Origin of the sequence: Rhodococcus gannanensis, assembly GCF_042681175.1 — a bacterium.
Taxonomy (GTDB): domain Bacteria; phylum Actinomycetota; class Actinomycetes; order Mycobacteriales; family Mycobacteriaceae; genus Rhodococcus_G; species Rhodococcus_G gannanensis.
Window position 1 is genome coordinate 827345 of sequence record NZ_JBHUFB010000020.1, and the last position, 18073, is coordinate 845417.

Here is an 18073-nt window from a genome sequence, read left to right on the forward strand (position 1 = left end):
CCTGATCGAGGTTGGGCGAGTGCGATTCCGCGCTGTAGCGGTACCGGGGGAGGAACGCGGTCTGTGCGGCGTCGAGGACGGACTGGTCCTCCAGAGCCTCCGCCAGCTTCGCGGGATCTCCGGTACCACCGACCTGGTCGGCGGCAGCGGCGACGAGACCGAACGGGTCGTAGTTGTCGGCGAGGATGAGCGTCGAGGGGATCGTTCCCTTTGCCGCCATCGCATCGACCATCGCGTTCACTGGTGCATCGTCCGGATCGTGGACTGTGCTCGGGAACACCTGCAACACAAGGTTTTCGACTGCCGGGGTCCCGAGCACGCCGTCGGGCGCCGGAGTCGCCACCAGGCTGGTTCCGGCGACGGAGGTGTTGCCGATCAGCGGAATGTTCCAGCCGAGACGCTGGAGGCTGGTGAGCAGGTATCCGAGCGGTGCGCCGTACGCGTCGACGACGAGGGCTTCGGCGCCCCGGTTGCGCAGCGCCTGTAACTGCGCGGTCATGTCGAGGGCCGCGACGTCGTACTCCTCGCTTCCCGCGCTGCTCACTCCCCCGTCCGCCAGCGACGTCTCCATCGCCTCGCTGAACGCCTCGCCGTAGGCGCTGCTGCCGTGGACGACTCCCACGTTCCGGTACCCGCGTTCCTTCGCGTACTCGGCGATCGAGGTGGCGTACTCGGCGGGCGACGGCGAGAGGTCGAAGTTGAGCGGGAAGGTCTCCGGATCGGCGGAATCCGCTGTGGGACCGACGTTGAACGAGAGGATCCGGTTCTGGGTGAGAACGGGCAGAGTGGCCGCCGAGACGGTCGACAGTCCGGAGTTCAGGTACAGGTCGGGCTTGTTGCCGGAGGCGATCGCCTCACGGAGGTTCGTCACGGCCTTGGTCGCGTCACCTCCGTCGTCGACGACGGTCAACTCGACCTGGCGACCACCGATTCCGCCGCGCGCGCTCACGGCGTCGGCTCCGGCCTGCGCGGCGAGGATCGAGGTCTGCGCATTCGCCGCCAGCGCACCCTGACCGCTGATCGCGCCGGTCACCAGCACCCGGTACGGGCCGTCGGTGGATCCGCCGGCCTCGGACGCCGCGCCGGAACACCCGGCGAGCGCGAGCGTGGACACGGCGAGCGCCCCGACGAGCACGGAATGCCTCTTGTTCATTCAGGTCTCCTGGATTCCTCACGAGCAAGCTGTTCGTTCGGATCGGAGCGTAAGAATGGCGACGTAGGCCACACCAGATTTCGTCCCACTGAGGGGGAAACGCAACCCACTGCACTGCAACGGGTTTGGACAATTCGACGTTCAGGCGATCACTCGCCGGTCAGGTGTTCCTCGCGCGCCGCTCAGAAGAGCGGGTCGTGTCGGACGTTATCCATCGGGGTGCCCTTGGCCTGGAGGCGGTACTTGATCGTCTGCACGGTCGACGGGGAGCCGACGATCTGGATGTCGCGGTCCTCCCACGCACCGAACTCGGCGACCACCTCGCCGAGCTTGCCGGTCAGCCGCTCGCTCATGCCGGGCGGCGTGACCGGGGCGGGGTCGGTGTGCCACCACGGGTTGACGGTCTCCTCGGACACCGGGATCACGGTCAGCCACGGGTTGGTCCGCGCCAGCTGCCACAGGGTCTCGAGGTCGTACAGGTCGCACGGGTAGGTGCCACCGACGAAGAGGTGCACGCGAGGGTTGTTGCCCCGCATCGCCATCTCCATGATCTGCGCGCGAAGCGGCGCGATGCCGGTCCCGGACGCGATCATCAGCTGGTCCCGACCGGTCGTGCGGTCGACTCCGAGGCTGCCGAGCGGAGCGCTGAGGTTCCACCGTTCACCGGGGGTGACGCCGCGGACCATCGCCGGACTCACCCACCCGCCGGCGACGCGGCGGATGTGGAATTCGATCTGCCCCGCGTCGTTTGCCGGGATCGCGGGCGAGAGGTACCGCCACATGCGGGGACGGGACGGCACCGAGACGCCGACGTACTGCCCGGCGCCGTAGGACATCGGCTGATCGAGTTGCAGCCGCACGATCGCGACGTCCTGCAGCACCTGCTTGTGCTCGACGACGGTGCCCGTCCACACTCCCGGCGCGTCGGAGGCGTTGATCTCGCCGAGCATGACCGCGGCGATGAGCGCGATGGCCTCGCGCCACGCCAGGTCGACCTCCTCGGTCCACAGCTCGGTGCCCGCGAAGCGCTCCAGGGTGGCGATCAGGGTGCCGCCGACGGCGATGAAGTGGTCCTCGGTGATGCCGTAGCGGCGATGGTCGCGGCCGAGCTGAACGAGGAAGGACTGAACCTTGTCCATGTCGTCGAGGTTCTCGACGATGTAGGCGATGGCATCGAGGAGCCGGTCCGCCTGCATCTCCATGACAGCGGGGAATATCTCGCGCATGCCGGGGTACTTCGCGAAGAGGATCGAGTAGAAGGACCGCGTCACCCCGATGCCGCCGTCGTCCGCGGCCGCGAGAGCCTTGAACGTCGTTCGGATGTGTGAAACAGCCGTCGATTCCACTGCAGCTTCCCCGTTCTGCACAGGCAACGGCCCGCCGCAGTCCCCGGCGGGCCGTGGGTGTCCCGCGGCGGTCGCCGCGGGGGTTTCAGCGAGTCTAGGCGACCAGAGGTACGGGTGTGAAGCTGTGCGACCAGTGTGATCATGTGACCCACGTCGCCTTCCGGGTCCTTCGGACCTGCGTCGACGCGAGGGTCGAACGGATGGTCAGCGCTCGTGCCTGGGCTTCCAGACCACGATCGAGTTGCGCGGCGCGGGCACGAGGTCGCGACGGTAGCCGGCGGCGAGCCGGGAGATCTCGGCCGCCATCTCGGTCACCCGGGCCTGCAGTGCCTCGACCTGGTTCGTCAGCTCGATGATGCGTTTGATCCCCGCGAGGTTGACGCCCTCGTCCTGCGACAGCCGCTGCACCTCGCGGAGCAGCGCGACGTCGCGAGGCGAGTACCGTCGGCCGCCGCCGGTCGTCCGGTGCGGGATCACGAGACCGAGCCTGTCGTAGTTACGCAGGGTCTGCGCGTGCATCCCGGCGAGTTCGGCGGCCACCGAGATGACGAAGACCTGGGCGTCGGGGTCGAGCGGCCCGTCGCTGTTCTTCTGGTCGGTCATCACTCACCTCCGCTTCCGTCCCGGCGCCGCGCTCGGGTGGGCCGTCATGCGCCGGCCCAGCCTGCGCGCGGATCGAATCCGCTTGCCTTCTCCGCCTCGAGGTAGGCGCTCAGCGCCTGGGCGGCATTGTCGTCGAGATGGGTCGGCACCGCGACCTTCACGGTGACGAGCAGATCTCCCGCGCCGCCCGACCGCTTCGGGACGCCTCGGCCCCGGACGCGCAGGATCCGGCCGTCGGCGGTGCCCGCGGGCACCTTGAGCCCGACCCGGCCTTCGAGGGTCGGTACGGAAATCGTCGTGCCGAGAACCAGTTCGCCATAGCTGACGGGGACGATCACGGTGAGATCGTCGCCGTTGCGGCCGAACACCTTGTCCGCGGTGACGTGCACGGTGACGTACAGGTCGCCCGACGGTGCGCCGCGCAGACCGGCTTCGCCCTGTCCGGCGAGGCGGATCTTCTGCCCGTCACTGACCCCCGAGGGGATGCGAACGGTGATGTTGCGGGTGCGGTTCTGCACGCCGGTGCCGTGGCAGTCGGTGCAGGGGTCGTCGATGATCGACCCGGTACCGCGACAGTCGTCGCAGGGCTCACTGAACCCGAACGCACCCTGGTTGCGGCTGACGATGCCGGAGCCGTTGCAGTGCGGGCACACGCGCGGGCTGGTGCCCGGCTTCGCACCGCTGCCGTGGCAGGTGGTGCAGGCCGCAGGGCTGGTCAGGCTCAGCGGCACCGTGGCGCCGGTCGTGGCGTCGCGGAACGGCAGCGTGATCTCGGCTTCGACGTCGGCGCCGCGCTTCGGCCGCGACGCGGTCGCGGTCCGGCCGCCCCGGCCGCCACCGAACAGTCCGCCGAAGATGTCGCCGAGACCGCTGTCGTTGCCCGCGCCACCACCGAACAGGTCGCCGATGTTGAACTCGGAGCTGCCGAATCCGCCGCCTCCGGTGGTGGTGTATCCACCGGAGGGCGCGTAGCCGCCGCGACCGAAGCCGCCGGAGGTGAACATCGCGCGGGTCTCGTCGTACTCCTTGCGCTTGGCGGGATCGGTCAGGACGCCCTTGGCCTCCGTGACCGCCTTGTAGCGCTCCTCGGCCGCGGTGTCACCCGGGTTGGCGTCCGGGTGCAGCTCCCGCGACAGCTTGCGGTACGCCTTCTTGATCTCGTCCTGCGAAGCGTCGGGGGAGACGCCCAGGTCCTTGTAGAAGTCCTTCTCGATCCACTCCCGTTGGCTCACCGGGCGTCTCCTCCTCTCACTGTTTTCTGTGTACTTACTGTGCGGGCTCGTCGGCGGCAGGCTCACCGTCGGTGACGGTCACCATTGCGTGACGGAGCACGCGGTCGCCGATCCTGTACCCCTTGCGGAGAACCGTACCGAGCACCGGGTTGTGTCCCTCGCCCTCCATCTGCACGGCTTCGTGCAGATCGGGGGCGAAGGCGTCGCCCTCCTCGCCGAACGCGACCAGTCCGATGCCCTCGAGAACTCCGGAGAGCTTGTCGGACAGTGCCTTGAGCGGTCCCGTTTCGAGGTCGCCGTGCGCGCGGGCGCGGTCGAGGTCGTCCGCGACGTCGAGGAACTTGCCGACGATCGCGATCTTCGTGTTGTCCACGGCCTCGGCCTGCCGGATCTTGAACTTGCGCAGGTCGTTCGCGTGGTCGGCCTTGGCGTAGCCCAGGTCCTTGACGGCCTGGTCCCGCTCCTCGGTGACCTTGGCGAGCTCGTCCACCTCGGTGACCTCGGCCGCGGCCCCGGCCGCCGCGTCGGCGGCCGGGGTGGTGTCGGCGTCCACGTCGGGCGCGTCAGCCGGTTCGCGGTCGGGGTTCTCCGCGGTCACTTCTTGTCCTGGTCGGTGGGCTCGTCCACGACCTCGGCGTCGACGACGTCGCCGTCCTGCGCCTGGCCGGGGGCGTCACCGGCCGACTCGGCGGCCTGCGCGGCGTAGATCGCCTCGCCCAGCGACTGGGACTCGGTCGCGAGCTTCTCGACCGCGGACTTCACGGCGGCGATGTCGCTGCCGGCGAGGGCGGTGTTGGCCTCGGCGATCGCAGCCTCGACCTTCTCCTTGACGTCGGCCGGGACCTTGTCCTCGTTGTCCTTGATGAACTTCTCGGTCTGGTGCACCAGCGACTCGGCCTGGTTGCGGACCTCGGCCTCCTCGCGGCGGGCCTTGTCCTCCTCGGCGTGCGCCTCGGCGTCCTTGACCATCCGGTCGATCTCCTCCTTGGACAGGCCGGAGCCGTCCTGGATCTTGATCGTGTTCTCCTTGCCGGTGCCCTTGTCCTTCGCGGTCACGTGCACGATGCCGTTGGCGTCGATGTCGAAGGTGACCTCGATCTGCGGCACGCCGCGCGGGGCCGGCGGGATGCCCGCGAGCTCGAAGGAGCCCAGGAGCTTGTTGTGCGACGCGATCTCGCGCTCACCCTGGAAGACCTGGATCTGCACGGACGGCTGGTTGTCGTCGGCCGTGGTGAAGGTCTCGGACCGCTTGGTGGGGATCGTGGTGTTGCGCTCGATGAGCTTGGTCATCACGCCGCCCTTGGTCTCGATGCCGAGGGACAGCGGGGTGACGTCGAGGAGCAGCACGTCCTTGACCTCGCCCTTGAGGACGCCGGCCTGCAGGGCGGCGCCGACGGCGACGACCTCGTCCGGGTTCACGCCCTTGTTGGGCTCACGGCCACCGGTCAGCTCGCGCACCAGGTCGGAGACGGCAGGCATGCGGGTGGAGCCGCCGACGAGGACGACGCTGTCGATCTCGCTGACCGAGATGCCCGCGTCCTTGATGACGGACTGGAACGGCGCACGGGTGCGGTCCAGCAGATCGGAGGTGATCTTCTGGAACTCGGCGCGGGTCAGCTGCTCGTCGAGGAACAGCGGGTTCTTGTCCGCGTCGACGGTGATGTACGGCAGGTTGATCGAGGTCGACTGCGAGGACGACAGCTCGATCTTCGCCTTCTCCGCGGCCTCGCGCAGACGCTGCATCGCCATCTTGTCCTTGGTCAGGTCGATGCCCGAGGACCCCTTGAACTTGTCGACGAGCCAGTTGACGATGCGCTCGTCCCAGTCGTCGCCACCGAGGTGGTTGTCACCGGAGGTCGCGCGGACCTCGACGACGCCGTCACCGATCTCGAGCAGGGACACGTCGAAGGTGCCGCCACCGAGGTCGAAGACCAGGATGGTCTGTTCCTTCTCGCCCTTGTCGAGGCCGTAGGCGAGCGCGGCCGCGGTGGGCTCGTTGACGATGCGCAGGACGTTCAGGCCCGCGATCTGGCCGGCCTCCTTGGTGGCCTGGCGCTGCGCGTCCTCGAAGTAGGCGGGGACGGTGATGACGGCGTCGGTGATCTCCTCACCGAGGTAGGCCTCGGCGTCCCGCTTCAGCTTCATCAGCGTGCGGGCGCTGATCTCCTGCGACGTGTACTTCTTGTCGTCGATGGCGACCGTCCAGTCGGTGCCGATGTGGCGCTTGACCGAGCGGATGGTGCGGTCGACGTTGGTGACCGCCTGGTTCTTCGCGGGCTGGCCGACGAGCACCTCACCGTTCTTGGCGAAGGCGACGATCGACGGGGTGGTGCGCGAGCCCTCGGAGTTGGCGACCACTACGGGCTCGCCGCCCTCGAGCACTGCGACGACCGAGTTGGTGGTCCCGAGGTCGATACCGACCGCACGAGCCATGGTGTTTCCTCCTACGTGTTGCGCCCGCGCCGGGCCTGGTTGTGGCCGTTTCGGCGTGGGTCTTCTTCCGCTTCCTCACCCTAAGTGAGTGGCACGCGCTCAAGTTTGCACCCGACCCCGCCGAGGAGTCAAACCAAACTTGAGTCGACCACACTCAAGGATGTCGATCTGCTCAACCGGCCGGGATCCGGTTTTGTTCCCCACATCCGGTCGTCGCCCCGACAGTGACGAACGCCACTCCCTCCCGCGCGAGGCGTCGACGCGGGCCTCCCTCCCACAGGCTTCACGCCAGTCACCCCCCTCGGGGCCACCGACGTGCCGAACGTCCACCGAGAACACGGCGCGGCGAACAGCGGGCAACAGACGCCACCCGGGGCTGCGCGGTGCCGGGCACACGGCTACCGGCGGACGGGCACCCCACGGGATCGCCCGGTGGAGCTCCCTCACACAGCCGACGTCGACCCCTCGCCCACCACCCACCCGAGTCCGAATCCTCGCAGGTCCACGCCCTGTCGGTTCGCCCCGAACGACGCGAGCGAACGTCCGAAAAGTTGTATCCTCAACCAACTCCCGAGGCGACCGGCGCGGAATCGACGCACCCCCAACGCGTCTCAAGATCATCTAAGGTCACCCTTGCATCGCGGTCGACAGCGTTCGTGCGCGCAGTTCTCGCCACCGAGATCGTGCGTCCACGCGTCACGCATGCCTGACAACGAATGGGGGTGATTTCGATGAAAGCGACGAACGACGGGGTGGACGGTGACGATCTCGGACACGTCCACGACCTGGTCGGAGTCGGCTTCGGCCCGGCGAACCTCGCACTCGCCATTGCGATCGAGGAGAACGCGCCCTCGCTCGACGCCGTGTTCGTCGAGCGGCAGCACCACTTCCACTGGCATCCGGGAATGCTCCTCGACGGCGCACGGATGCAGGTGGCGTTTCCGAAAGACCTTGCGACATTTCGCAACCCGACGAGTTCGTACAGCTTCTTCAACTATCTCTTCGAACACGGCCGCCTCGTCGACTTCGTCAACCACCAGACGTTCTTCCCGACTCGACACGAGTTCAACCACTACCTGACCTGGGCGGCGGAGCGAGTGGCAGCGGACGTCCGGTACGCCACCGAGGTCGTCGACGTCACCGCAGTCGACGGGGGGAACCTCCTCCGCGTGCGCTGCGATGACGGCACCACACTGCTGGCCCGAAACATAGTGGTGGGAGCCGGTCTTCGCGAACGCATTCCGAGCTGGGCCGAGAGATCGGATCGCGTCTTCCACAATCACGGGTTCCTCCGTCACCTCGAGTCGATGCCGCCGCAGGCCCACGGCCGGTTCGTCGTCCTCGGAGCCGGCCAGAGCGCCGCGGAGGTCGTGCAGTACCTGCACTCGAGGTATCCCGACTCCGAGGTACACAGCGTGTTCTCGCGATACGGATACAGCCCGGCGGACAACTCGCCGTACGCGAATCGCATCTTCGACCCCGGAACCGTGGACGAGTTGCACCGTGCACCGGACCAGGAACGCGCTCGTCTGCTGGATCTGCACCGCAACACGAACTACTCGGTCGTCGACATCGACCTGATCAACGAACTCTACGAAACCGAGTACTGCGAACGGGTTCGGGGAGTCCGCCGGCTGTTCATGCGTCGGGCATCGGAGATCGACTCGGTGGTCGACACACCGCAGGGCGTGACGGTGACGGTGCGCGATCGCATCGACGATCACCTCACCACCCTGGAGTGCGACGCACTGGTCCTCGCAACAGGTTTCGCCGCCGCACCCTTGCGACCACTGTTGGGCGCCCTCGCCCCCTCCGACGGTGCAAGGCCACCCGTGACCCGCGACTACCGACTGGTGACCGATCCCGCCGTCTCCGCAGGCATCTACCTCCAGGGTGGCACGGAAGCCACCCACGGCGTCACGTCGTCACTGCTGTCGAACGTCGCCGTCCGCGCCGGTGAGATCCTCGAGTCCCTGCTGACCCGCACACCGGCCGGCCACCGTCGCACCGAACTGACAGGGAGCGTCCTACAGTCATGAGCACCAACCCTTTCGACGACGAGGACGGTACCTTCGTCGTACTCGTCAACGACGAGGACCAGCACTCGTTGTGGCCGACGTTCGCGGCGGTCCCGGACGGCTGGAACCAGGTGTTCGGCGCCGACACTCGCGCTGCCTGCGTCGCGTACGTGGAGCAGCACTGGACCGACATGCGTCCGCGCAGCCTGCGCGAGGCCCAGGCGAGCTAGCGAACCACCGCCGCCCGCGAGGGCGCGTTCTCATCACCGCCCGGAATGGCGCATTCGTTCGCTCGAACCGAGCGAGCGGTCCGTTCCAGGGCAGGATCGACCATCTCAGGAGTCCTCATGCCACGTGACAGGGCACCCCTCACCAGGGCCCAGTCCGGGATCTGGTTCGCACAGCAACTCGCACCGGCGAATCCACGGTTCAACACCGCCGAGTGCATCGAGCTGCGCGGCGTGATCAACCGGGAACTGCTGGCCGAGGCGGTGTTCCGGGCGTTCGGCGAGACAGAGGTACTGGGCGCGCGATTCACGGACACCGCCGACGGCGACGCGGAGCAGACGTTCGGGCACGCGACGGAGCGTCCCGTCGTGGTGGACCTGTCCGCCACGACGGACCCGTGGCAGGCCGCACTCGGGTGGATGGACGACGCCACGTCGGCGGTCGTGGACCTGCGGACCGAACCTGCCGCGGGCACTGCAATTCTCGTCCTGGACACCGAGTGGACCGTGCTCTACGTGCGGGCTCACCACATCGTGCTGGACGCATTCGGCTTCGGCATCGTCACCAAGCGGATCTCGCAGCACTACACCGAGCTGGTCGTGGGGTCGGACCGTCGGCTGCCGCCGTTGGGCAGCGTCGCGGACGTCGTCGACGAGGAGCAGCGGTATCGCACCTCCCCGGACATGGACGCCGACCGGGAGTTCTGGGCGGACTGCCTGCGGGACGCACCCGAGGCCGTGTCGCTGGCACCCGGGCGCGGGGGAATCGCGTCGCGCGTGCACTCGACGCGCGTCGTCGTCCCCGCCGACACGGTGGCAGCGGCGAAGTCCGCCGCGAAGGCGGTGTCCGTGACCTGGCCCGACGTGGTGGCAGCGGTGGTGGCGACGTACCTGTTCGCCACCACCGGGTATCGGGATCTGACACTGGCCTTCCCCGTGATGAATCGGCTCGGCACGGCGGCGATGAACGTCCCGACGACGGCCGTGAACGTGCTTCCCCTGCGACTGCGGCCGACGCCGGCGCTGCCGACCGGCGAGTTCGCGACTCAGGTGCGTGCGTCGGCAGCGGCGTTCCGGACCCGAACCCGTTATCGCGGTGAGGATCTCGCACGAGATCTTCGTCTGCCCGGCGGTTCGCGGGGCGTGCTGGGCCCGTCGGTGAACGTCAAGCCGTTCGGTGACGTACTCGCGTTCGGTGAGGTGCGGGCGACGGTGCACTCGGTGGCGCGTGGTCCGCTGCAGGACTTCATGGTGACGGTCCGGCCGCTCGACGGCAGCGCCGAGTGGGAGATGTGGGTCGACGGCGACGCCGACACCTACTCCCCCGGCGAGGTCACGGAGCATGCCTCGCGGCTCGTCGATCTCGTGCGCCGCTTCGTCGCCGACCTCGACGCTCCCCTCGGGGCTCTCGACGTGCTCGGTCCTGTCGAGACGGTCCGTGCGCTCGGTCCGCTCCACACCGACGACCTCACCGACCGGCGGACCGTCGTGACCTTGCTGTTCGAGCAGGCGTCCCGCACTCCGGACGCACCGGCACTCGTGGACTCGTCCGGTGTGTACACGTTCGCGGAACTGACCGACCGGGTCGCTCGGGTCGCCGGATACCTGGCGGACCACGGAGTCGTCGCCGGGGACCGGGTCGCGCTGGCCCTGCCCCGAACGGCGGACACGCTGGCCGCGATGTTCGGAGTGCTCGCCGCGGGCGCCGTGCTGGTGCCCGTTGACGCCACCCACCCGCGCCGACGCCTCGAGTCGATCCTGGAGGACTGCGCCCCCACCCTCGTCCTCGTCGACCCCGCAACCGCCGGGGCTGTCGCAGACGTTCCCACGGTCTCCGGGGCGGTGCACCCCGTCACCGAAGCCCTGGCTCACCCGGCAGGACCGCCGACCACGCCACGTGACCCACGGTCGAGCGCCTACGTCATCTTCACCTCGGGTTCGACGGGCCGCCCCAAGGGCGTCGAGGTGAGCCACCGCGGGCTCGTCGCGCTCTTCGACAGCCACCGCCGCACCGTGTTCTCACGTGTGCGCGAGCTGACCGGACGCGACCGCCTCCGGGTGGGACACGCATGGTCGTTCGCGTTCGACGCGTCGTGGCACCCGCAACTGTGGCTGCTCGACGGCCACTGCCTCCACCTCGCCGACGAGGACACCTGTCGAGACACCGAACTCCTCGCCGCGCAGGCCGTCTCGCAACGGTGGGACTTCGTCGAGTTGTCACCCGCGCAACTGGAGCAGACGCTCGACATGGGTCTGATCCCCGCCGGCGCACTCCCTGCGTTGGGGTTCGGTGGCGACGCCGTCACGCCCGCCCTGTGGACACGGCTCCGCGAGCGCGGCGCCGACGGCGGCGCCCTCGCGTTCAACTTCTACGGCCCCACCGAGTGCACCGTCGACGCGGTCGCCGCCGATGTCGCCGACTCCCCGCTCCCGTGCATCGGGGTCCCGGTCGACGGAACGTCCGCGTACGTTCTCGGCCCCGGACTGCGTCCCGTCCCGGACGGAATCGAAGGAGAGCTGTACCTGAGCGGCCCCGGTGTGGCGCAGGGCTATCTCGGCGATCCGGGCCGCACTGCGGCGCGGTTCGTCGCGGACCCGTTCCGGCCGACGAGTCGCATGTACCGCACCGGCGACCGGGCACGGCGAACCCGGGACGGTCTGATCGTCCACTGCGGCCGTGCCGACGGGCAGGTCAAGGTCCGCGGCTACCGCATCGATCTGGGCGAGGTCGAGGCGGCGCTTGCCGCGGCCCCCGGTGTCGAGTCCGCGGTGGCGACCGTCCGCGGCGGCGCCGGCGCCCGCCTGCTCGGCTATGTCACCATCGGCGAGGACGCGGGCGAGCAGTTCGACCCCCGGGCGGTCCGCGACGTGCTGGCGCAGCGGATTCCCGAGTACATGATCCCGTCGACGATCACGGTGATCGATCGGATCCCGCTGACGTCCAACGGGAAGGTCGACCGATCCGCACTCGTCGAACCGGCGGTCGGTCCGACGACGTCGCGGCCACCACGAACAGCCACCGAAGCCACCGTGCTCCAGGAGTTCCGTGATGCGCTCGGCGACCCAGGGATCGGCGTTGACGACGACTTCTTCGCGCACGGCGGGCACTCACTGCTGGCGTCCCGGGTCGTCGCGCGACTGCGCGCCGCCCTCGGGTGGGACGGGTCGCTGCGGGCGGTGTTCGACAATCCGACGGCCGCGCGTCTCGCTCCGCACGTCGAGCCGAGCGGCGCGAACCGACGTGTCGTCACCGCGAGCGCTTCCCTGCTCGCGGTGGCGGCCCGCCCTCGGTCCGGCGATGCTCCCCTGTCGTATGCGCAGCAGCGGTTGTGGTTCCAGTTCGAGCTGGCCGGTCCGAGTTCCACGTTCAACATCCCCGTCGTCCTGCGGCTGAACGCGGACGTCGACCTCGCGGCCCTGCGGGCCGCACTCGGCGAGGTCGTCGAACGGCACACGACCCTGCGGACGGTGTTCCCGACGATCGACGGCACCGCGCGGCAGCAGGTGCTCGACGTGGGATCCATCCCCCTGTTCCTCGAGTCGCTGCCCACGGACGCGGACGAGGACACACGACTGCGAGAGCTCGCCGGCCACCGGTTCGACCTCGCTCGGGAGCGACCGATCCGAGTACACGTGCTCGTGACCGCTCCGGGGCGCACGACCGTGCTGCTGCTCGTGCACCACATCGCGAGCGACGAGCTGTCGACACCGATCCTGCTGCGCGACTGGGCAGGCGCGTACGAGCGCCGGCTCCGCGGCGAGGAACGCTCGTTCGCGGCGCCCACCAGACCCGACTACGCCGACTATGCCGTCTGGCAGCGGGAGCGCCTCGGCTCCGCCGACGACACGAACAGCGAACTGTCTCGGCAGCTGGCGTTCTGGACCCGGACCCTGGACGGGATCCGCGAGGAGTCCGGGCTGCGCACGGACCGCCCTCGCCCGACGACCGCGTCGGGCGTCGGGCGGGTCGTCGAGGTGCGGGTGGGGGCCGAGACCGCTGTCCGCGCCCGCGAGGCGGCAGCGCGGCAGTCGGTGTCGATGTTCATGTATCTGCACGCCGCCCTCGCCCTCACGCTCGGCCGCAGCGGTGCAGGCGACGACGTGGTGGTGGGAACCCCCACCGCCGGCAGGCCGGCGTCCGAACTGGACGAGCTCGTCGGCTTCTTCGTCAACACCCTGACCCTGCGGACCGACCTGTCCGGTGACCCCACGTTCGCGGAGCTGGTGCAGCGGGTCCGCGACGTCGACCTGGACGCGTTCGCGCACCAGGACGCACCGTTCGATCGGGTCGCGTTGGCGCTGCAGCCGATTCGGCACGCTGCGCGACACCCGCTCTTCCAGGTCTTCCTGCAGTACCGGTCCAGGTCCGCCGTCACCGCGTTCGCGGGTGTCGCACCGGAGCTGGCGGTGGTGGACACGGGTGCGGCCCAGTTCGACCTGACCTTCGACATCGTCGACGAGGCCGGCACCGACGACCGAAGCGCAACTGCCGGCACCGCCGACGGGGGCCTGACGATTCGCGTCGAGTACGCCACGGAGCTGTACGACGCCGCGACCGCGGAGCGGCTCGCGTGTCGACTGCGTTCGGTGCTCGACCGCGTGGTCCGGGAACCGGACACACCACTGCGCCGGATTCCGGTGGTGAGCGCACAGGATCACTCGGTGGTCGCGGCGTCGTCGCTGGGCGCACCGCTGGGCGAGACCCCGCCGACACCGCTCGCCGAGCTGCGCGAGCGCGCGCGCCGCACGCCCGACGCCGTGGCGGTCTCTGCCGTCGACGGCGACGTCACGTTCGCGCAGCTGTGGGAGCGGGCGTCCGCTGTGGCAGGGATGCTGCGCACCGTCGGGGTTCGCGGAGAGGACGTCGTCGCCGTGCGGCTTCCCCGCCGCAGCGACCTGGTGGTGTCCGCCGTCGGAGTCTGGCTGGCGGGCGCCGCGTATCTGGTGATCGAGCCGTCCCACCCTCGCGCCCGGGCCGAGGAACTGCTGGTCGACAGCCGAGCGACGGTGTTGCTCACCGATCCTGTTCCCGGCGACGCCTGGCCCGTTCCGGTACTCGACGTGACAACGGCCGCCGCCGCGGCGCCCACGGACGACGGTGAGGATCCTCACCCCGACTCCGCCGCCTACGTGATCTACACGTCCGGCTCGACCGGAAGACCGAAAGGTGTTGTCGCAACACATCGCAGCCTGGCCGCACTGCTCGCCGCGCAGCGCCGCACGGTGCTGCCCGCCCCGGAGGCGGGAGGCCGGCGGCGGGTGCTGTGCGCCTACTCGCTGGCTTTCGATTCGTCGGTCGAGCAGCTGGTGTCCATGATCGGCGGGCACACACTCGATCTGGTCGCCGACGGCATGGTCGCGGATTCGGCGGCGCTCGTCGCACACGTTCGGGAGCGCCGGGTGGACGTCGTGGACGTGGTACCTCTCCTGATGACGGCACTTCTCGATGACGGGCTGCTCACCGGAGCCCACACCCCGACCGTGCTGGCCGTCGGTGGCGAGGCCGTCGGTCCGGAACTGTGGACGCGTCTGGCCATGTCCCCCGCGGCCGCGTTCAACATGTACGGGCCGAGCGAATGCACCGTCGACGCGTCCGTCGCGACCGTGGCGGGACCCCGTCCTCATCTCGGGCGGCCACTGCCGGGCACCCGGTTCGAGGTTCTCGACCCGCAGCTGTCGGCGGTGCCGATCGGAGTCCCGGGCGAGTTGTACGTGACCGGTCCCGGGGTGGTTCGCGGGTATGCCGGCCGCCCGGACCTGACGGCGACCCGCTTCGTCGCGCACGACGGCGGCACCCGTCTCTACCGCACCGGCGACGTGGTCCGCTGGAACCCGGACGGAACGCTCGAGTACCTGGGCCGCGCCGACGGGCAGGTCAAGGTCCGAGGCTTCCGCGTCGAGCTCGGCGAGGTCGAGGCCGCGCTCGGTCGGTGCCCCGGAGTCGCGGCGTGCGCGGTCGACGTGCGGCACAGCGACGACGACGGCGCACGCTCGTTGCTCGTGGGATGGATCGTGTCCCATGGGCCGTCGCCGGACCACACCTCGGTCCTGGACGCGCTGCGCCGCGAACTGCCCGACTACATGGTGCCGTCGGTCCTCGTTGCGCTCGACGTACTTCCGGTGACCGCGAACGGCAAGGTCGACAGGAAGGCGCTGCCCACGCCGCCGCGTCCGGCCGCAGCCGACCGCCGTGCCCCGGCTGGTGATGTCGAACGGGTTCTGTGCGAGGTGTTCTCACGCGTCCTCGGAGGGGTGGACGCCGGTCCGGACGACGACTTCTTCGCCCTCGGCGGCGACAGCATCGTCTCGATCCAGGCGGTCGCCGCGGCACGCCGGGAGGGCGTCCGGTTCACCGCCCGTGACATCTTCGAACTCCGCACGGTCGCCGCACTCGCGACGAAGGCGGAGGTCGTCACCGAGGTTGCGGGCGCGGACGACGACGGCACCGGCGAGGTCCCGTTGTCGCCGATCATGCGCGATCTCATCGACCGAGGGGGGTCGTTCACCCGCTTCGCGCAGTCGCGTCTGTTGGTGGCACCCGAGAACCTCGATCTCGCACTCTTCCGACGCACCTGGCAGGTGCTGCTGGATCGCCATCCGATGCTCCGGGCCCGGCTGGCGGACGACCACAGCGGACTGTCGGTGCCGCCCGTGGGGTCGGTGTCGGCGGACGACGTCCTGACAGCCGTCGCCGTCGACGGGTCCGAGCTCGACACCACGCTCGACGAGTGTCACCGCACGGCCTACGACGGGTTGGATCCGGTGTCGGGGAGCATGATTCGGGTCGCCGTCGTGGACGGCGGCGGGGACGTCGCCGCTCGGGTGCTGATCGCCGTGCACCACCTCGTGGTCGACGGCGTCTCGTGGCGCATCCTCGTCGCGGACCTGGCCCGGACGTACGAGGCCGTGGCGGCCGGTGAGAACCCCACCACCGCTCCGTCCGGAACGTCGTTCCGCGCCTGGTCCGTCGGACTGCACGAGGCCGCCGACCGCCGGGCGGACGAACTCGACAGGTGGCTCGCCGCGTCCGGTGCGGCCGACTCGACTCCACCGGTGCGGTTGGCATCTCGGGAACCGTCCCGGCACCACACGATCGCCTCGGCTCGGTCGGTGCAGGTGTCGGCGGACGCGGAGGTGTCCGCGGCCGTGCTGACCTCCACGCCGGACGCATTCGGTGCCACCGTCGGCGACATCCTGTTGGCGGCGTTGGCGGTGGCGGTCACCCGTACCGCAGGCGCGACAGGCGTGGTGCGGGTCGACATGGAGGGCCATGGCCGCGAAGAGGCCGCCGTCCCCGGAGCGGACCTCTCGTCCACGGTCGGCTGGTTCACGTCGCTGTTCCCCGTCGGCGTGGACCTGTCCGGAGTGAACCCGCAGGACCTGACGGCGGGCGGTCCCACCCTGACCCGGGTCGTGAAGGCGGTCAAGGATGCACGACTGCGACTGCCCGACAGCGGAATCGGCTACGGGATCCTGCGCCACCTGGACCCTCGCACTTCGCCGAAGCTGGCCGCGGCGCCGCACGTCGACATCGGCTTCAACTATCTCGGACGCATGACGCTCGGCGAGACGTCCGGGGCGCCGTGGTCGTCGGCCCCGGAGGGACGCACCCTGGGCGGTTCGGTCGACCCGGACATGCCGGTCAGCCACGCCCTGGAAATCGGAGTGGTGGCAGAGGATTCCGCGGAGCGCGTCGTCCTGCAGGCCAACTTCGGATACGTCCCCGACCTGATTCCCTCCGACACCGCGGAGACGCTGGCCCACCACTGGGTCGACGCGCTCGGCGTTCTCGTCGCACACGGTCGCGAGATCGGCACCGAGAGCGTCGGCCTCACACCGGCGGAACTGACCGCCCTCGACCTGGACCAGGACGAGATCGACGAGTTCGAGATGGATTTCTGACGACTCCCTGCCCAGCCCGTCCAGACCTACACCGACGCGCCGCGTCACGAACAGGAAAGAACGATCCCATGACAACACTTCTGCGCTCCCGCCGGTCGGCCGCCAGGGCGCTCTCCGCGCTGGCCCTCGCGGGCGTCACCGCGCTGACCGCGTCGTGTAGCTCCGATTCGGATTCCGACTCGGGTTCGGACAGCACCGCCGCCGCCAGCTCGGAGACGCGCACCGTCACGGTCGGCGAGGACACGGTGGAGATCCCCACCGACCCGCAGAGCATCGTCGCCTGCGGCTACGCCGTGCTGCCGCTGATCCAGGCCGACGCCAACCTGTCCGGCGTCTGCGAATGGACCCGCGAGATCGACAACATGAACCCCGAGGATCTCGCCACCTACGAGGCGCTGCCGAAGCTCGCCGTCGACGGTGACGTCTCGACCCTCGACTACGAGAAGCTCGCCGAGGTGAAGCCGGACCTGATCATCATGGGCGTCCCGGCCCGCGCCAAGGAGATGGTCAACATGGACCAGCTCCAGGCGATCGCACCGGTCGTCTTCCTCGGCCCCACCGCCCCGTCCCAGTGGCGCACCCTCGGCGAGCAGTACGCCGACTTCGCGAACGTCTCCGACAACTACGGCGAGTTCCGCGACCAGTACGAGGCGCGCGCCCAGGAACTCTCGGCGAAGTACGCCGACACCCTCGGCACGAAGACCTTCGGTGGCGTCTGCGACCGCTGCGGCACCGATCCCGGCTACTACTTCCGTGAGTACGCGTCGTCCTACACCACCAACCTGTTCGACGACCTCGGGCTGCAGTTCCCCGGCACCCCCGTCGTTCCCGAGGACGAGCACGGCGAGATCGTGTCGGTCGAGAACCTCGCCACCAACCTCGGCACCGTCGACGTCATCGTCTACGGCGTCGGTCCCGACGGCACGGAATCCCCGGAGCTGGCTGCGCTGATCGCGTCACCGGCGTGGCAGGCCCTCCCCGCCGTACAGGCGGGCAACGTCGTCAAGGTCAAGCACGGCAACGCCGCGACCTTCGAAACCGCTCTCCTCGCACTCGATTCCATCGACGAGGGCCTGACCTCGTTTCCCGCAGCCAAGCAGTGAGTTGCCGGTCGGACTCCGCGCCCCTCGTCCGCGGAGTCCGGCCGCGCCGCCGCCAC

10 protein-coding genes are annotated in these 18073 nt (G+C 69.5%); 4 read left to right on the top strand and 6 right to left on the bottom strand.

What is annotated here, in order from left to right:
* The 6 genes from ACFSJG_RS24645 to dnaK form a co-directional block, all read right to left on the bottom strand.
* Positions 1-1153: ABC transporter substrate-binding protein (locus tag ACFSJG_RS24645; protein ID WP_378487847.1), on the bottom strand; the 1153-nt coding region annotated here is incomplete at its 3' end.
* Positions 1154-1335: 182 nt separating this feature from the next.
* Positions 1336-2499 carry a globin domain-containing protein gene (locus ACFSJG_RS24650; RefSeq protein WP_378487848.1) on the bottom strand — a complete coding sequence of 388 codons (1164 nt, stop codon included), beginning with the start codon at positions 2497-2499 and terminating at the stop codon, positions 1336-1338.
* A gap of 204 nt (positions 2500-2703) precedes the next feature.
* Positions 2704-3102 carry a heat shock protein transcriptional repressor HspR gene (locus tag ACFSJG_RS24655; protein ID WP_378487849.1) on the bottom strand — a complete coding sequence of 133 codons (399 nt, stop codon included), beginning with the start codon at positions 3100-3102 and terminating at the stop codon, positions 2704-2706.
* Positions 3103-3146: 44 nt separating this feature from the next.
* Complete coding sequence (gene dnaJ, locus ACFSJG_RS24660) at positions 3147-4334, bottom strand: molecular chaperone DnaJ (protein WP_378487850.1); 1188 nt, start codon at positions 4332-4334, stop codon at positions 3147-3149.
* 34 nt (positions 4335-4368) lie between these two features.
* The gene (gene grpE, locus ACFSJG_RS24665; RefSeq protein WP_378487851.1) at positions 4369-4932 is read right to left on the bottom strand and encodes a nucleotide exchange factor GrpE; all 564 of its coding nucleotides are present in this window, start codon (positions 4930-4932) and stop codon (positions 4369-4371) included.
* The gene (gene dnaK / locus ACFSJG_RS24670; RefSeq protein ID WP_378487852.1) at positions 4929-6767 is read right to left on the bottom strand and encodes a molecular chaperone DnaK; all 1839 of its coding nucleotides are present in this window, start codon (positions 6765-6767) and stop codon (positions 4929-4931) included. The genes grpE and dnaK overlap by 4 nt, the downstream gene beginning before the upstream one ends.
* Before the next feature lie 731 nt (positions 6768-7498).
* Here dnaK and ACFSJG_RS24675 point away from each other — a divergent pair.
* From ACFSJG_RS24675 to ACFSJG_RS24690, 4 genes are all read left to right on the top strand, one after another.
* Positions 7499-8806 (top strand): lysine N(6)-hydroxylase/L-ornithine N(5)-oxygenase family protein, encoded by a 1308-nt coding sequence (locus tag ACFSJG_RS24675; protein ID WP_378487853.1) that lies wholly within the window; start codon positions 7499-7501, stop codon positions 8804-8806.
* Positions 8803-9015, top strand: a complete 213-nt coding sequence (locus ACFSJG_RS24680; protein WP_378487854.1) for an MbtH family protein — start codon at positions 8803-8805, stop codon at positions 9013-9015. Before ACFSJG_RS24675 ends, ACFSJG_RS24680 begins: the two co-directional genes overlap by 4 nt.
* Positions 9016-9132: 117 nt before the next feature.
* Positions 9133-16914, top strand: coding sequence for an amino acid adenylation domain-containing protein (locus ACFSJG_RS24685; RefSeq protein WP_378487855.1), 7782 nt, complete (start codon positions 9133-9135; stop codon positions 16912-16914).
* 68 nt (positions 16915-16982) lie between these two features.
* Positions 16983-18017 (top strand): ABC transporter substrate-binding protein, encoded by a 1035-nt coding sequence (locus tag ACFSJG_RS24690; RefSeq protein ID WP_378487856.1) that lies wholly within the window; start codon positions 16983-16985, stop codon positions 18015-18017.
* The last annotated feature ends 56 nt before the right edge of the window (positions 18018-18073 follow it).